The sequence below is a fragment of the Streptomyces cucumeris genome (genome assembly GCF_024295805.1).
Lineage (GTDB): Bacteria > Actinomycetota > Actinomycetes > Streptomycetales > Streptomycetaceae > Streptomyces > Streptomyces cucumeris.
On record NZ_JANCLX010000034.1, the window covers coordinates 12,312 to 27,192 of the forward strand.

A 14,881-nucleotide genomic window follows, 5' to 3' on the forward strand; every position below is an offset into this window, starting at 1 on the left:
GTGCAGCGAGGTCTCGACCTCGAACCCCCTTCAAGTGCGTACCGTCGCTCGTCACTCCCCCGGCTACGAAGCCCCGTCGAGCTCTGCCAAGCGCTCACGGCACCTGGCCGCCGCGGTGTCCGCGCCGAGTTCCTCGTAGATGGCGAGCGCCTCGGTGTACGCGGCTCGCGCCTCGGTGCCGGGTCGCAGCACGCCTGCCAGGGAGCACAGGGTGTCGGCGAGGCCGCGGCGGGAACCGACCCGGTGGAACGCGGCGCGTGCCTCGTCGTACGCGGCTCGCGCCCGATCCGGTCGGCCGTCGGCGCGTTCGGTGTCGCCGAGTGCGCGCAGTGTGAAGCCCAGGCCGCCGACGTTGTCCAGGTCTCGGTGGACCTCGGCGGAGCGGGTGAGCATCTCGCGCGCCTCCGCGTAGTTGCCGCGCAGGCGCTGCACGTCGCCGAGCCCCCGCAGCATATTGGCCTCCCCGCGCCGGTCGCCGATGCGGCGGGACAGGTCACGGGCCCGGACGAAGAGGTCGACGGCCTCATCATGGCGGCCGTCCACCCGGGCCACGTGGCCGAGGCCGCGCAACGACTGGGCCTGTCCGCGCACGTCGCCGATCTCCTCGTACGTGGCCAGAGCGGCGCGGTAGCCCTCGAGCGCCTCGTCTCCCCTGCCCCGGTTGCGCGCGATGTCGGCCAGGCCCCGCATGGCCTGTGCCTGGCCACGGCGGTCGCCCAGTCCCGCGTACACCTCACGCGCCTGCCGGAACTCCTCGGCGCCCTGCTCGTAACGGCCCAGCGAGACAAGGACGTTGGCCAGGCCCCAGAGCGTGTCGGCGAGGCCCGCCCGGTCGCCGAGTTCCTCATAGATGCGCCGAGCCCTGAGGAAGAGTGCACGCGCGTCCTCGTAGCGGCTGCAGGCCCGATCGGTCTCGGCGAGGCCCCACAGGGCGTCCGCCTGACCGCGTCGGTCGCCGAGCGCCTCGTACAGGTCGGCGGCGCCCTGGTAGTTCTCCCGGGCGGCGGTCAGTTCGCCGCTCGTACGCTCGGTGTCGGCCAGGCCCCGCAAGGCGTCGGCCCGGCTGGGGCCATCGTGATCGGTCTCTGCGGTGTCCCTCATGGTGCTCCAGATCCTCGCGAGTTCGGTGGTGGCGCCGAGACCGCCGAGGAGGCCGTGCGTCATCGCGGCGAGCCGCCTGGCGTGCGGAGAGCGGCGTTCGACGGCGGCCACGGTCACGGCGATCAGGTTGGTGCGCTCCCTGTCCAGCCAGGTCCGTGCGACGCCCGGATCACCGGTGCTCGTGGTCAGCGCGGCCTGTGCCGCCTCGCCCCGGCTCAGAAGGTGTGTGAAGAGCCGGTCGAGTACCTCGTCCCAGCGCTCCTGCGGCTCCTGTTCCACCGCCAGGCTGCGGGCATAGGCGAGAAACAGATCGTGGAAGCCGAATCGTCCTCGCCCCTGGCGTTGCAGCAGGTGCTTGGTGGCCAGGTCGGCCATCCGGCGGCGGCACTCGCGCGCCGTCATACCGGTCATCGCCGCACACGCCTCCACCTCCAGCTCGGAACCCGGATGCATGGCGAGTACCCGCAACAGGCCGGCCTGCAACGGATCGGCAGCCTCCAGCGCCTGCCAGGACACGGCGAACGCCGCGCCCACACGACGGTCGGCGTCGGGTATCTCCAGCAGCGGGGAGTCCGTCTCCCGCATGGCCGACAGGAGTTCCTCCGGTTCCTCGAAGCGCAGCCGGACGGCGACCGCCTGCACGGCGAGCGGGAGGAATCCGCACGCCCGGCAGATCTGCTCGAGCGCGGGATCCGTCGCCTCCTCCGCGGGCAGTCCGGCGCTCTCGGCCAGGAGCCGTACGGCCTCATCGGCTGGCAGGACGTCGAGCTCGGTGAGGGTGATGCGGTCGGGATCGTGCAGCGCGACGCGGCTGGTGATCAGGACGAGACTGCTGTCGTCGCCGGGAAGCAGACACGCCACCTGTTCCAGCGACTCCGCATTGTCGAGCAACAGCAGGCCCCGTCTGCCGTGCAGCCAGTTACGCCACAGCGCGGCCTTCGCCTCGAGGCTCAGGGCATCGTCGCCGCAAATGCCCGCCCAGGTGAGAAGGGCTTCCATCGCGGCCTGCGCCTTCATCGGAGCCCGGTCGGGAGTGTGACCGTACAGGTCGAGTTCGAACTGCGCGTCGGGGAAATCCGCGGCAAGCTGGTGGGCCAGGTGCCGGGCCAGGGCGGATTTGCCGACGCCCGGCATGCCGACGATGGCGTGCACCAGCTCCGGCCGACCGGTGAGGTTCCCGGCGACCAGTTCGGGCAACCGGTGGCGTTCGGCCACCCGGTCGACGATCCTGCGCGGCGGCGCCTTGAGGGTGGTCCGCACAGCTGCCGCCTGTGAACCGGCTGCGAACCGTGTCGATTCCACCGGGCGTTCGGGTTCGAGAGCACGCAATTGCGCTTCATGGCCGGTCAGTTCGCGCAGCACGGCCCGGAAGCCAGGGTCCGCGAGCAGGGCTCGTACGGGAACAGCCGTCAAACGACGTCCCTCGTAGGGCCGGTCGCTCCACGCGACGACGCCCAGCAGGGCGCCGCTCTTGTGCACGACAGCGCTTCCGGACATGCCCGACCACTGTTCCCAGCCGGCCGGCCAGGCGGTGGACACGTCGACGGCGTAGCGGTCGCTGCGCGTATACGTCAGCGGGTCGAGGACGCCGCGGACCGTCTCGGTCTCCGTGCCGTCGCCCGTGCTGCGCGCGGCGGCCGCCGACATTCCGGTAACGGCGACGGCGACCGGCTCGGCACCCGTCACCTCGGCCCAGCGCGGCTCGGGGACGGCGGGCGCGCCGGGCATGTCGAGCCCCTCGGCGGAGAGCCTCAGCAGCGCCGCGTCGAGCCCGGCGTCCCCCTGCCAGGCGACCGTGCACGGCACCGGGTCGGTGAGGCGCACGGATCCTCGCCCACCGACAACGGACCTGACCGTGATGTCCGGCCGGGGCCCGCCGTCCGCGAACGTCACGCCATGCCGGGAGGTGAGGACGAGCAGGGGCGCGAGCAACCGTCCGGACGAGAACTCCTTGCGTCCCCGGGCGTCCTCCGGACCCGCGGTGACCGCCACGAGCCCCGGGTGGAGCGGTGCGGTCCCGTCGAGCGCGCGCCCGGTCCGTGGTGCGGTCACCGTCGGCCGGAGACGGTGGCCGAGTCCCCGGTCAGGGTGTCGTGCACATCGAGCTTGAGGCGCAGCCGGTGGGTCGTGCCCTGTGAGACCTTGGCGTCGGCGCCGAGCTTGACCACGCCGAGCCGCACACCGCCCGACGCACCGGCATCTTGGCGCACCTCGACGAGGAACTCCATCTCCACCTCGGCGATATGGAATTGGAGCCGGGCGTCCTTGCCGTACTCCTGCGCTTCGGTCAGCTGCGTGCGCAACTGCTCGATAGCCTCGGTGATCTCACTGCTGTCCGTCGCCATCCCGTGCCCCCGTTGTCGCCGATCACTGCCGCCGCATCCTGCCGTACCGGCCCGTGCGCTCGCCACCTCTTCCCGGTGAAGAGCGCACGCGTCGCCGGGGACCGGGTCTGTACCGTGCCTGACCGGTGCGATATATGAGGCCACCTCATATGTCGCACCGGTCAGGCGAGTCCGGTGGCGTGTCCGAGGGTCTCGATCCTACCGGTGTGGTGCTCCATGACGAGTTGGATACGTCCCGGCCAGACAGCGTCACGCCCCCGCGGCCGGAAGGCGCTGAAGGGCCACCATGGCGGCGTCGTCCCCCAGGGATCCACCGGAGTGCGCCATCAGGTCCCCGCACAGGTACTGGACGAGAGCATCAGGGTCACCGCCAGGCCAGGAGGACATCCGCTCGGCGAGGGGGTAGAACGCACCATCGCTGTCACGCGCCTCGATGATGCCGTCGGTGTACAGCAGGACGATGTCGCCGACCTCGAAGGGGAAGCTCTCCACCGCGAAGTCCGACCGGGCGAACTCGGTGAGCCCCAAGGGGAGGGCGGACTGACTCACCTCAAGCGGTGAGACCCGGCGGTCCCGGAGCAGCAGTGGCGGCGGGTGGCCGCAGTTGACCAGTTGCAGGGCCGACTCGGTATCGGGTACGTCCAGGACCGCTGCAGTGACGAAGGCTTCCCCCTTGTCGATGCGCTGATTCCGGTGGGGGCCCGGATCTGTGAGGTCGGACGACACCGCTCCCTCCAGATAGGCGACCAGGACCGGCAGCTTGGCCTGCCGGTGGGCGGCGGCCCGGAAGGCGCCGAGGACGAGGGCGGCATCCCCGATGGCCTCGAGCCCCTTGCCCCGCACATCTCCGACGATGATCCGTGTGCCATGGGCGGTACGGGCTACGGCGTAGAGGTCGCCGCCGATCTGCGCCTCGGCCTCGGCGGCGAGGTAGGCCGACGCGATACGCAGCGCACCGATCCGCTCCGGGGGCGGCCGCAGCAGTACCTCCTGGGTTGCCTCCGCCACGGATCTGAGCTGTGTCAGCTCCCGCTCGTGTCGCTCACGGCGGTAGGCGAAGAAGGTGACGAACGCTGAGATCAGGATGAGCGCGGTGATCTGGAACGAGTGGTTGAGGTCGGTGAGGCTGGTCCGCATGACGGCGACGATCGTCTGGGCCAGGACTGCCACCACTCCGATGAACGCTGTCATCCGTGGGCTGCCGAACGACGCCGTGATGGCGGGGGCGGCGACCAGGAACGGGCCGAGGTGCACATCGGGCGGGGCGAGGACGTCCACCACCGTGACGACGAGAATGAGCAGGAGCGGCACGGCCACCAGCGCACGGTTCGCCCGCCGCGGCCATCGATGAGCCCCACGGAGACGCCGAAGGTCCATGCCTCTTGCACACACCAAGCGGGAACCGGCACCCCGACGCCATGCGCGCCGCCGCGTCACCGTCCCCGGGTGCGGTGGCGCGCCCCGCCCGTGCCTCCGGCGGATGGCACCCGCCAAAGGCGATGTCACCCATACGGCCCAGCGCCCCCCAGCCTGGCGCGCGGCATTCCCCCATTCAGCCCATGCTGGATCCAGGACGATACCGCCGCGCCGATCCCATGATCACTGGTCTGTCGGGAGGCAGTGTGGTCGTGATAGCTGTGCTCGTGCCGGTCATGCTCCTTCTCACGATGTTCGCGCTGGATGCCTTCGAGGACTTCCTGTTCCCCGCACCACCCGCACCACCGCCGGACCCTCCGGACATCCCTCTGGAGCACGTCGACAGCAACGCCGACAACGGCCAGTAGGGTGCACCGTGCCAGCCACTACCTTGCGGTGCAAGGTAGTGGCTGACTATCTTGCACCGCATGACAATGGGGCTGTCCTCCTCCGGCGAACAGCGGCGAAGCCAGCTCCTGCGTGGGGTGCTGGACCTGTGCCTGTTGTCGCTGATCGCGGAACGGCCCCGGTACGGCTTCGAGTTCACACAGGCTCTCGCCGCCGGCGGGCTGGAGCTCATCAGCGACGGCAGTGTCTATCCGCTGTTGGCCCGGATGGAGCGGGCGGGGCTGATCTCCTCCTACCGCGCCCCGTCCGCCAGCGGTGGCGCTCCGCGCAAGTACTACCGACTGACCGAGGACGGCCGTGCCGAACTCACCCGCGGCCGGGACGAGTGGCACGCCTTCGCCGGGCAAGTGGGCCGGATCCTCGACGACTTCGCATCCACGGGGGATGACACACCATGACCAACGAGCGGATACTCGCCGTCTGCCGCAGCAACTGGGAGTACCGGGGTATCGACGACGCGTCCGTGCGGGAGATGCTCGACGAGCTCTCCGCGCACCTGGAGGACGCCTCGGCGGCCGGACGCACCACACGCGATGTGGTCGGCGACGACGTCAGGACCTTCGCGGCGTCCTGGGCACGGGCCCGGGCGCCCTTTCCCCGCCGGGCACTGCGCATGGTGTCCATGGCCTGTTTCATCGTCGGCTGGCTGGCGCTCTTCGGCTGCCTGCTGCGATGGACCACGGAGCTGGCCGTGGGCGCCGACGATCCGACCTTCTGCGTCGCCCTCATCGTGGTCTCGGTCGCCTGGGAGCTGCGACGCGGCACCCTGAGCCTCGGCCGCAGCCTGGCCACGGGGCTCGCCGCCACCCTCTCCGCCGCCCTGCTCACCGGTTGGCTGGCCACCGGAGGAGCGTTGTTCACCCTCCCCCTCTGGGCGGCCGCCGCCATGCTCCTCCCAGGGGTGCCGTACGCCGTGGCCGATACGCGTGCCAGGAAAGCCACCGCTACGCCGTAGGGCCGTTCGGTTACGGCGGGGGCTGACGTCCGGCACGCGGAAACCACCAGTGCCGACTACGCGGCTCCCGCGTGCCCCGTACCCGCGGCAGGCCGGCCGTCGCCCGTCACGGACCGGCCCCGGGCTCGCCATTCGGGAGCCAGGATCGCCCATACCTGCTTGTCGTAACGCACGCCCTCGTAGGGCCATGCCTCACGTCGCACACCCTCCAGCGTCATCCCGAGCCGTCTGGCCACCGCCGAGCTGCGGTCGTTGTCGGCGCGGCAATGCCACTCGGCGCGGTGCAGCCCCCGGGAAGCGAACGCCCAGTCCAACAACACGCCACACGCTCGTGTGACCAGACCGTGGCCCTCGGCTGACGGCTCCAGCCAGCACCCGATCTCACACGAGCCCGCGGCGGCGTCGAAGTCGGTGAACATCACTCCGCCGACCAGCACCTCACCGCGCCAGATGCCATACAGCCGGGCACCGTCGGCGGCCTGGCGTTCGGCGTACCGCTGGAGCGTGGCCCGCGCCCCCTCCACATCGTCAGTGACGAAACGTGCCCCGACCCATGGACGAATGTGCTCGCGCGACCGTGCCAGGTGGTCGGCGAACTGCTCGGCGTGCCAGACCTCCAGGGCGGCCAGGCGAGCACCGTCACACAGCGGCACCGAGAACATCAGATCCTCCCTCATTCACATAACAAGCGTTACGGCAATGTACCGTGGCAGCATGCCACGCACCAAGGGAGACCACGAGGCCCGTCGACGGGACGTGTCCAAAGCGGTCTGGCAGGTCATGGCCACCCGCGGCTTCACCGGTCTGACCCTGCGCGCCGTCGCCGCCGAACTCGGCGCGACCACCGGCCTGCTCACGCATTACTTCCCCACCAAGCACTCCTTGGTGGAATACGCCCTCGACCTGCTCGAACAGCGCACCATCGCCCGCCCCCGCCGCCACACCGCCACCGGCCTGGACGCCCTCAGGAACGCGCTGCTGGACATCCTGCCGCTGACCCCCGAGGCCACCGACAGCAACCGCATCTGGGTGTCCTCCTGGGACGCGGCGCTCTCCCACCCCGACCTGAGCGCCGCCTACGCCGGCAAGTACGCCCAGAGCCGCGAAAGGCTGACCGAACGGATCGTCGCGGCCCAGGAGCTCGGCGAACTGCGCCCTGGCGACCCCGCGCATATCGCGGCCGGTGTTCAGTCCTTCATTCTCGGCCTGGTGGTCCAGGCCCTTTTCGACCCGGCGGCGTTCCCGCCGGAGCGGCAGGTCGAGCTCCTGGACGACTACCTGGCCACCCTGGCCACCGACGGTGATCCCTCGCAGAGCACTCCGCCCGGGCCGTGACAGCGGCTCTTTTCCGTACGAAGCACATCGCGCGTGGTGATCCGCGCCGTAGGTTGGCCAGGTGACGACCACTGCATCGCAAGAAGCCTTCCTCCAGGCGTTCCACGCCGAGCACCCAGCGGTGACCGCGGAAGCGTTCGGCCAGGGCCGCGCTCCCGACGGCCGGTCCAGCTATGAGCTCCTGTGCGACCGGGTCATCGGAAGCGAGCGCGTACTGGACCTCGGCTGCGGTGACGGCCTACTGCTCGAACTTCTTACCCGAGAGGACGGAAGACAGCTCGCGGGCGTGGACCTGTCCCCGCAGTCTCTGGCATTGGCACGACGTCGACCGGCACTCTCCGGCGCGAGGCTGGAAGAGAGCAGGGCCCAGGCGCTCCCCTTCGCCGACGACAGCTTCGACGCCTGCGTCTCCCATATGGCGCTGATGCTGATGGGTGAGATCGAACGCGTCGCGGCCGAGGTCGCCCGGGTGTTGTCCCCCGGAGGGGTTCTGGCCTGCGTGGTGGGGGGCGGGGCCGCAGGCGGCGAGGCCTACGACCGGTTCCTCGGGCTGCTGAGGGCCACGATCGAGGACGTACCCGCCTCGCAGCGCATACCGGCGCTGGGCGACCGAAGGGCACGCAGTCGCGACGGGCTCGATGCGGTTCTCGGGCCGGCGGGCTTCGGAGCGGTGGACTGGGAGACCGTCCCCATCGATCTGAGTGGACCGGTGGACCAGGTATGGACTGCCGTCTCCGGTCTTTATGATCTCGGCCCACTCGAGGGGGCGACCGTGGAGCGGCTGCGTGAGGCGTTCTACGCCGAGGTGCGCGACATCACGACGGCGGAGGGGCTCGTCCCCTGTGCGTTCAAGATCTACATCGCGACCGCACGGCTGCGTCAGCCTTGCGGTCGGGGCCGTTGAGCACGCGGGGAACACTCGGGTAGACGGACGTGGCGTCGCGCTAGCCGATCGCGAAACGGCGGACCCCGACGCGAGACCGACGCGCCGGGGTTCGCCGTCAGGCTCAGGACATAGGTGACAGTTGGATCTTGGCCTTACGGCCGGAGACCGACTTCACCCAGATCTTGAGGTTGTTGAACATGACGGTGCCACCCGGACTGGTGCTACCGCTCAGGTGGGCTCCGCCCGTGGTGACGGCCGACATCTTCACGGAGCGGGAGCTGATCTGCTTGATCTTCAACTTCCCGAACCCGAACGTGCGGCTGTTGACCTTGATGGTCTTGGGCGCCGACACGGTGGTCCTGCACCGCCCGTCGTAGCAGGGCCCGTGGCCGGCGGCGGACACCGCCGGTGCCATCAGGCCGAGGGCCAATGAGCCCGCCATGGTCAGCGTCACGGCAGTCGTCGCGGCTCGTCGGCGCATGCACACATCCATCAGTCGGACCTCCGGTTTCCAAGGGGTGGATCCCCGCCCGGCATTTCTAACCCGCCACCGCCGGGACCCCTCCCGAGACGACCTCACGCACCGCCGACCGCGGCCACCACTTATCGGTTTGCCGCCGACGACCGCGGTCGGACAGGAAACCCGCTTGCTCAGGGCAACGAGGTCGGGCTCAGAGCCCGGCACGAGGAAGACATCCCGATCCTGCAGACGGAGCTCTACGACGACGTGGACAACTCCGCACGGCCCGAAGGCCGGCCGTGGCGGCCGATCACGCCCGGTTCGAAGGACTCGCCACCAACGTGGTCGCGGTGCTGTGCCACTACGGTTTCGTCGTGCGCTGCCTGCAGCGACTGCAGATCGAGACACTGTCCGACAACGCCGCGATGCTGCGCTCCGCCGAGCGCAACGGCTTCATCCGCGAGGGTGTGCTGCGCTCCTCGGCCTGGGTGATGGGCGAGTTCCTGGACGAGATACTCCTCGGGCTCCTCGTCCAGGACTGGAAACGGGACTCGAGGAGCTAAGCCGCCGCCCGGCGGTCAAGGGCTGAATGCCGGTGGGGCCGGGGCTGTCCCCCACAGCCGACAACCCCGGCATGAGTAAGGCTGGTCGATGCTCACTCCCCCGCGACCTTGAGCACCAGCTTGCCTGTGGTCGTGCCCGACTCGATACGACGGTGGGCCTCGGCGGCCTGCTCCAGCGGCAGGGTTTCGACCTCTACCCGCAGATCCCCCGCCGCCGCGGCCGCCACCGCACGGCGCAGCGCCTGGCGTGTCTCCTTGGGGAAGGCGGCGGAGAAGGCGGCCAGGTTGAAGCCGGACACGGTCTTGTTGGTGAACCACAGTTCATTGGCCGGGATACCGACGTCCTCGGCGCCGGAGGCGTTGCCCATCACCACCAGGCGTCCCATCGGGGCCAGCCGTTCCAGACTGGCGCGGCGGGCCGGGCCGCCGACCACGTCGACCACGACGTCGAACTCACCGGCGTCGGCGATCCGGTCCCGCGTGATCACCTCGTCGTAGCCGAAGCGCTTGGCGGTCTCGACCTTGGCCGCGCTGCCGACGGTGCCCACCACACGGTCCGCGCCCAGCAGACGGGCGGCCTGGCCGAGTTGGCTGCCCACACCGCCGGCCGCCGCATGGATGAGAACACGCTCCCCGGGTTCGACCCGGGCCACCCGGTCGAGTACGAGGAACGCGGTGGTGCTGTTGGACGGCAGTGCCGCGGCGACGTCCATCCCGATGACGAAGGCATCCAGCGGCACGACCAGGTCGGCCGAGGTGACCACGACCTCTGCGTAACCACCGCTGTCGACGATCGAGAGCGCCGCCACCGGCTGCCCGACGGCCACGTCCTCGACGCCTTCCCCGACGGCCCGGATCCGCCCCGCCACCTCGATACCGGGAACGAAGGGAAGCGGTACGTCGACCACGCCACGCCGGTAGAGCACCTCGGCGAAGTTTGCGCCCGCGTACGCCACGTCGATGGCGACCTGGCCCGGACCGGGCTCAGGCACAGGGACGGTGGCGACGCGGAGGACCTCGGCGCCGCCGAACTCGGGGATGGTCACTGCCTTCATCTGCTGGCTGCTGTTGTTCATGCCCCCGATCCTGGGGGCATGGCCGCACAGGGGGCAGTGCCCGCTCATCCTGGGTGTGGCACCACCAGGCTGTGCTGCCGCAGCAGGGACTCCAGCCGCTGCTGGGTGCCGGTGCCGGGACGTGGATTGTGCAGGACGAGGTGGTGCCCGGGGTGCTCGGGCAAGGGCAGCAGTGTGGCGTCGAAGATCATCGTCCCGGCGTCGGGGTGATCGATCGCCTTCACCGCACTGGTGTGCTCGGCCACATCGTGGCGCGCCCACAGCTCGGCGAATTCAGGGCTGACCGCGGCCAGATCGGCGGCGATACGGCCGAACTCCGGATCGTCCGGGTAACGCGCCGCGTCGGCCCGGAAGGCAGCGGTCACATCGGGCGCAGCCTCGGCCCAATGCTGGTTCAATACCCGTTGGCGGGCGTTGGTGAAGAAGGAGACCAGGCAGTTGTGGTCATTCTCGTGGTAGCCGAACACCACACGTGCCGCGTCGTTGACCGCGGTGAAGTTCCAGTGGCGGTCACGGACATAGCCGGGCCGCGGTGCCCACGCTTCCAGCAACCGCCGCACCTCGGGTGAGGGTTCCACGGAGGGCACCGAGGGAGCCGGTGGCGGGTTCAGCCCGGCCAGCCGGTACAGATGGGCACGCTCGGCGGAACCCAACAGCAGCACCCGGGCGATCGCGTCGAGGACCTGCCCAGACACCTTGATATCGCGCCCCTGCTCCAGCCACGTGTACCAGGACACCCCGACGCCGGCCAGCACCGCGACCTCCTCGCGCCGCAGCCCCGGCGTGCGCCGCCGGCCGCTGTCCGGCATCTGAACATCACCCGGCGAGACCCGGGCGCGGCGGCTGCGCAGAAACTCCCGCAACTCGGTGCGGCGGCCGTCGTGGGACAGGGACGAATGAGCACTGGCCATGGGGCCAACCATAAGTGGCCTTTCTCGCATGACCACGAGGAGCGCTGGCAGTCGGGCGGTGTGCCTGCGAATGTCTGTCACCTGCTGCCGCTGCCGTCGAGCAGCGAGGTCAAGTCCGCGAATGCCGTACGGACCGCTCGTGGATTCTCGATCCACGGGAAATGGCCTGCTTGCTCGATCGTGCGGCGCAGCACGTGGGGCTGGTCGAAGGCGGGGTCGTCCTGCCAGAGGCGCTGGTCGACCACGTGGTCCTCGGCGCCGCTGAGGATGAGTGTCGCAAGCCCGCTGTGCGGTCTCCAGCGGGCTTGGTAGGTCTCGTCGAAGTGCGCGTCCGCCCAGGCCACGGCGTCATGGCAGTAAGGGAGGTCTGCCAGCACGGCCCGGCCGGCGGCCAGTCCCTCGGGGGTGAAGTTCCACTCGGCGGCGGCGAGGGTGAGCGCGCCCAGGGTCCGGTCACCCGGATCCTGGCCGTAGGCGTCGGCCGCCTCCGCCAGACCGGGGATGGGATGGACCTCGGCCCATTGGCCGAAAGCCGTGCGCCATCCGGCGTGGGGTGCGCTGCTGACCAGAGCCATACCGGCAAGCCGGTCACCCAGTTCGGGAACGGACAGCATGAACATCCCCCCGGTGGAATGGCCGACCATGACCACCTCGTCCAGTGCGTCTGCCGCTTCGACCAGCACATCGGGCCACCGCTCGTAGGGGCGAGCGGGAACCTGTGGCACACCACGGTTGGAACCGGCTCCCGGAAGGTCCACCAGCCACACCGTGCCCGGGACCCCGGCCGCACGAGCCAGCCCCAGGACGGACTCCGATCCCAGTCCGGGGCCACCCGGGACGAACAGCCAGTTCCACCGTCCCTCGCGCTGCGAAACACACCGCAGCCTGACCCCCGACCTCGTCCATCGAACCGGTTCTTCCAGCCCCACGCCGCCTCGGCCTTCCTCACTCGCCACATCGGACACGCAGCGGCGACACTATGTGCCGGGAGCCGCGGATGCGCGGCAATTGCGTGTGCTCGGCCTCGGCGCCGCCTTGTTCTCGTACAGCACGGCGAACGGACATGTGGCGGCTGGGTCCTGCGCCGGCTGCGCCACTCCGCCCCCGCCCACGACGCCGAGCCCGGCACCTCCACCCCGATGCTGCCGCACGCGCCTGTGCGTGGCCCCGAGGGGAGGTGGCAGCATCGTCGGGCCGCGCATGGGTCAGGCGAGGCCGATCTGCTGGCGGAAGGTCAGGTTGTCCCAGAAGAGGAACTCCTCCTCCATCACCGCGCGCTTGTTCCAGATGCCGACCGTGGCCATGTTGATGGAGAACTTCTTGCCCGTCGGCTGGATGAAGCCGCCTTTGCCGTCCGGCATGGGACGGGTGAAGGTGCCCTGCATGACGCCGGTCACCGAGGTCAGGTTCTCCTTGGCGATGCGGATCGGGTGCTCGGTGATGCGCGTGTCCGGCGCCCAGACGAACTGGCCCTTCATATCAGCGATATGCCGGTCGATGCCGTCCGTGTAGTGGCCGTCGGGCCAGTGGACGCGGATGTTCTGTGCGTGGCTCTCACCGATCCGGTCCCACTGCTGACCGGAGTAGACGGCGAAGTCCAGCTCGTCGAAGACCTCAAGGTGCTTGCGTTCCGTACGAGTGAGGTCCGCCGGCCAGAGCGACTCGGCCTGTGGGGTGGAGGCCGGGTCGCCGAGCAGTTCCCGGTCACCCGTGGCCGCGGCTGCCAGGTCGGTTCCGCTGGTCACCGCGGTGATGGCGAGAGCGCCCAGGGCGGCGGCACCTGTGCCTCGGAGGACGTTGCGACGGTCGATCATTTCGATTCCCTTGTCTGCGAGATTTCGGCGAGGAGGGGTGAGCCTTAGAAGGCGTAGGGGCCGAAGCGGCCCCAGGCCACAACGGCGGCCAGAAGGATCAGCACCGCATTGACCGGGAGCGCCTTCGCCTCCTTCCGACGCAGGTGCACCGCGGCGGCGCCCAGCATGGTCACCACGAGCCCGAGGGCGGCCCAGGCCGTCAGGGCCGGCGCGATGCCGAGCGCGGGCCGGCAGGACCAGCCCCAGGGCGCCGAGCACCTCGACAGCGCCGATCGCCCTGACCGACCCCAGGGAGAAGTCCTCGGCCCAGGCCATACCGGAGGCGGCCAGCTTCTCGCGCGGCTGGCTGATCTTCATCAGCCCTGCCATCACGAACAGGAGCGCGAGGACGCCAGAAATGATCCACAGGGCGGTGTTCATCAGGGGATTCCTTATCCATTGACTTGAACCTTCAAGCCTGAAGCTAACCCGACGAACTTGAAGCGTCAAGTGAGGTGGATTGATTTGACTTGAAGGATCAAGTTAGGATGAGGTCATGGACACGCATGAGCCCCGCTGGCTGAACGCCGAGGAGAAGCAGACCTGGCTCTCCCTGACCGCCATGGTGATCAACCTGTCGAACGCGCTGGACACCCAGCTGCAGCGCGACGCCGGGATCAGCCACTTCGAGTACCAGGTCCTCGCCACCCTGTCCGAGGCCGCCGAACGCACCATGCGCATGAGCGACCTGGCGATCCTCACCAATGGCTCGCTCTCTCGCCTGTCCCACGTGGTCAAGCGCCTGGAGAAGCAGGGCTGGGTACGCCGCGCCCCCGACCCGGACAACGGCCGCTACACCCTGGCCATCCTCATCGAAGCGGGCTGGGAAAAAGTCGTCGCCACCGCCCCGGGCCATGTCGAGGAGGTCCGTCGCCTCGTCCTCGACCCGCTCACCCAGACCCAGCAGCGCGCCCTGCGCGCCATCGGCCATCGCGTCAATCAGGCTGTCGACCCCACCGACACCCGTCGCCTGGACTGACGCCTCGGCGACGCTGGATCGCCGGACTCCGCCAGTCGTCGTCCGTCCACGCCTCCGCGGGGCACCTTGATGTGCGGCGACCAGCCGCCGACGCTCCTAAGCGTTCGTATCCACCGCGTAGCCGGGCACGGACGGCCACCGGACGGTCAGCACCACGGATTCTTCCTCCGCGAACCACGAGTGATCGACTCCGTGCCCCCACACGACGTAGTCACCCTGCTCTTCCAGAAGAACGTCGCGGCCGGGCAGTTCAACGCGGAAGCGGCCGCTGATGAGTACCAGGAGAGCCGTGCGTTCCTCGCCCCGCACCCACTGCGCCCGCTGGTCGCCACGGGGGTGGACACCCCATTTGATCTCCACCACCTCGCTGTGACGTGGATCGCCGACGTCCTTGAAGTGACCGAGGATCCATCCTCGGTCCAGTGCCGCGTCCTTGCCCGCGTTGCCCACGTACACGCTGTCGTTCACGGTCCGGACGCTAGCAGTTGCCCCGAACGCACCGCGGGGGGGGGGGGGGGGGGGGGGGGGGGGGGGGGGGGGGGGGGGGGCGGGGGGGGGGGGGGGCGCGGGGGGGGGGGGGGGGGCCGGGGGGG

Annotated in this window: 16 protein-coding genes and 1 pseudogene; 7 read left to right on the plus strand and 10 right to left on the minus strand. The window is 69.9% G+C overall.

What is annotated here, in order from left to right:
• Positions 1-63: 63 nt before the first annotated feature.
• The 3 genes from NMK44_RS33850 to NMK44_RS33860 all read right to left on the minus strand — a co-directional run bounded on the left by NMK44_RS33850 (position 64) and on the right by NMK44_RS33860 (position 4,823).
• The gene (locus tag NMK44_RS33850) at positions 64-3,153 is read right to left on the minus strand and encodes a tetratricopeptide repeat protein (RefSeq protein ID WP_254750361.1); all 3,090 of its coding nucleotides are present in this window, start codon (positions 3,151-3,153) and stop codon (positions 64-66) included.
• Complete coding sequence (locus NMK44_RS33855; RefSeq protein ID WP_254750363.1) at positions 3,150-3,446, minus strand: trypco2 family protein; 297 nt, start codon at positions 3,444-3,446, stop codon at positions 3,150-3,152. Before NMK44_RS33855 ends, NMK44_RS33850 begins: the two co-directional genes overlap by 4 nt.
• 249 nt (positions 3,447-3,695) lie before the next feature.
• Positions 3,696-4,823: a PP2C family protein-serine/threonine phosphatase gene (locus tag NMK44_RS33860; protein ID WP_302888941.1), complete on the minus strand. Its 1,128-nt coding sequence runs from the start codon at positions 4,821-4,823 to the stop codon at positions 3,696-3,698.
• A 251-nt stretch (positions 4,824-5,074) separates the two neighbouring features.
• On the opposite strand from NMK44_RS33860, the gene NMK44_RS33865 reads away from it, so the two are divergent.
• Genes NMK44_RS33865 through NMK44_RS33875 form a run of 3 tightly spaced genes read left to right on the plus strand, consistent with a single transcriptional unit; the run spans position 5,075 to position 6,225 of the window.
• Positions 5,075-5,230, plus strand: coding sequence for a hypothetical protein (locus NMK44_RS33865; protein ID WP_254750367.1), 156 nt, complete (start codon positions 5,075-5,077; stop codon positions 5,228-5,230).
• Positions 5,231-5,290: 60 nt separating this feature from the next.
• On the plus strand, positions 5,291-5,668 hold the full coding sequence (locus NMK44_RS33870; protein WP_254750369.1) for a PadR family transcriptional regulator: 378 nt from the start codon (positions 5,291-5,293) through the stop codon (positions 5,666-5,668).
• Positions 5,665-6,225 (plus strand): DUF1048 domain-containing protein, encoded by a 561-nt coding sequence (locus NMK44_RS33875; protein WP_254750371.1) that lies wholly within the window; start codon positions 5,665-5,667, stop codon positions 6,223-6,225. The genes NMK44_RS33870 and NMK44_RS33875 overlap by 4 nt, the downstream gene beginning before the upstream one ends.
• Positions 6,226-6,281: 56 nt before the next feature.
• Here NMK44_RS33875 and NMK44_RS33880 read toward each other — a convergent pair whose 3' ends face one another.
• A complete protein-coding gene (locus NMK44_RS33880; protein ID WP_254750516.1) occupies positions 6,282-6,887 on the minus strand; it encodes a GNAT family N-acetyltransferase in 606 nt (201 codons plus the stop codon).
• A gap of 52 nt (positions 6,888-6,939) precedes the next feature.
• On the opposite strand from NMK44_RS33880, the gene NMK44_RS33885 reads away from it, so the two are divergent.
• Positions 6,940-7,560 (plus strand): TetR/AcrR family transcriptional regulator, encoded by a 621-nt coding sequence (locus NMK44_RS33885; protein ID WP_254750373.1) that lies wholly within the window; start codon positions 6,940-6,942, stop codon positions 7,558-7,560.
• Between the two features lie 61 nt (positions 7,561-7,621).
• A complete protein-coding gene (locus NMK44_RS33890; RefSeq protein ID WP_254750375.1) occupies positions 7,622-8,464 on the plus strand; it encodes a class I SAM-dependent methyltransferase in 843 nt (280 codons plus the stop codon).
• Positions 8,465-8,567: 103 nt separating this feature from the next.
• Here the strand turns inward: NMK44_RS33890 and NMK44_RS33895 are convergent, their stop codons facing one another.
• Entirely contained in the window at positions 8,568-8,927 is a 360-nt protein-coding gene (locus NMK44_RS33895) for a hypothetical protein (RefSeq protein WP_254750377.1), read from the minus strand.
• Between the two features lie 213 nt (positions 8,928-9,140).
• Between NMK44_RS33895 and NMK44_RS33900 the strand changes: the two are divergent.
• Positions 9,141-9,469 (plus strand): annotated as a pseudogene (locus NMK44_RS33900) (GNAT family N-acetyltransferase).
• A 92-nt stretch (positions 9,470-9,561) separates the two neighbouring features.
• Here NMK44_RS33900 and NMK44_RS33905 read toward each other — a convergent pair.
• The 4 genes from NMK44_RS33905 to NMK44_RS42940 form a co-directional block, all read right to left on the minus strand.
• Positions 9,562-10,545: a quinone oxidoreductase family protein gene (locus NMK44_RS33905; RefSeq protein WP_254750379.1), complete on the minus strand. Its 984-nt coding sequence runs from the start codon at positions 10,543-10,545 to the stop codon at positions 9,562-9,564.
• Positions 10,546-10,589: 44 nt separating this feature from the next.
• On the minus strand, positions 10,590-11,456 hold the full coding sequence (locus NMK44_RS33910) for a helix-turn-helix transcriptional regulator (RefSeq protein ID WP_254750381.1): 867 nt from the start codon (positions 11,454-11,456) through the stop codon (positions 10,590-10,592).
• A gap of 77 nt (positions 11,457-11,533) precedes the next feature.
• Positions 11,534-12,421 carry an alpha/beta fold hydrolase gene (locus tag NMK44_RS33915; protein ID WP_308358676.1) on the minus strand — a complete coding sequence of 296 codons (888 nt, stop codon included), beginning with the start codon at positions 12,419-12,421 and terminating at the stop codon, positions 11,534-11,536.
• A 240-nt stretch (positions 12,422-12,661) separates the two neighbouring features.
• Entirely contained in the window at positions 12,662-13,690 is a 1,029-nt protein-coding gene (locus tag NMK44_RS42940; RefSeq protein ID WP_428849368.1) for a DoxX family protein, read from the minus strand.
• Positions 13,691-13,805: 115 nt separating this feature from the next.
• Here NMK44_RS42940 and NMK44_RS33930 point away from each other — a divergent pair, with 115 nt between their 5' ends.
• Positions 13,806-14,288 (plus strand): MarR family winged helix-turn-helix transcriptional regulator, encoded by a 483-nt coding sequence (locus NMK44_RS33930; protein ID WP_254750387.1) that lies wholly within the window; start codon positions 13,806-13,808, stop codon positions 14,286-14,288.
• A 96-nt stretch (positions 14,289-14,384) separates the two neighbouring features.
• Here NMK44_RS33930 and NMK44_RS33935 read toward each other — a convergent pair whose 3' ends face one another.
• A complete protein-coding gene (locus NMK44_RS33935; RefSeq protein ID WP_254750389.1) occupies positions 14,385-14,756 on the minus strand; it encodes a cupin domain-containing protein in 372 nt (123 codons plus the stop codon).
• Between the last annotated feature and the right edge of the window lie 125 nt (positions 14,757-14,881).

Coding starts and splice junctions, on each gene's coding strand:
- NMK44_RS33855 (WP_254750363.1), bottom strand. CDS start 3,446: ATGGCGACGGACAGCAGTGAGATCACCGAGGCTATCGAGCAGTTGCGC.
- NMK44_RS33860 (WP_302888941.1), bottom strand. CDS start 4,823: ATGGACCTTCGGCGTCTCCGTGGGGCTCATCGATGGCCGCGGCGGGCG.
- NMK44_RS33870 (WP_254750369.1), top strand. CDS start 5,291: ATGACAATGGGGCTGTCCTCCTCCGGCGAACAGCGGCGAAGCCAGCTC.
- NMK44_RS33875 (WP_254750371.1), top strand. CDS start 5,665: ATGACCAACGAGCGGATACTCGCCGTCTGCCGCAGCAACTGGGAGTAC.
- NMK44_RS33880 (WP_254750516.1), bottom strand. CDS start 6,887: ATGTTCTCGGTGCCGCTGTGTGACGGTGCTCGCCTGGCCGCCCTGGAG.
- NMK44_RS33885 (WP_254750373.1), top strand. CDS start 6,940: ATGCCACGCACCAAGGGAGACCACGAGGCCCGTCGACGGGACGTGTCC.
- NMK44_RS33895 (WP_254750377.1), bottom strand. CDS start 8,927: ATGCGCCGACGAGCCGCGACGACTGCCGTGACGCTGACCATGGCGGGC.
- NMK44_RS33905 (WP_254750379.1), bottom strand. CDS start 10,545: ATGAACAACAGCAGCCAGCAGATGAAGGCAGTGACCATCCCCGAGTTC.
- NMK44_RS33910 (WP_254750381.1), bottom strand. CDS start 11,456: ATGGCCAGTGCTCATTCGTCCCTGTCCCACGACGGCCGCCGCACCGAG.
- NMK44_RS42940 (WP_428849368.1), bottom strand. CDS start 13,690: ATGAACACCGCCCTGTGGATCATTTCTGGCGTCCTCGCGCTCCTGTTC.
- NMK44_RS33930 (WP_254750387.1), top strand. CDS start 13,806: ATGGACACGCATGAGCCCCGCTGGCTGAACGCCGAGGAGAAGCAGACC.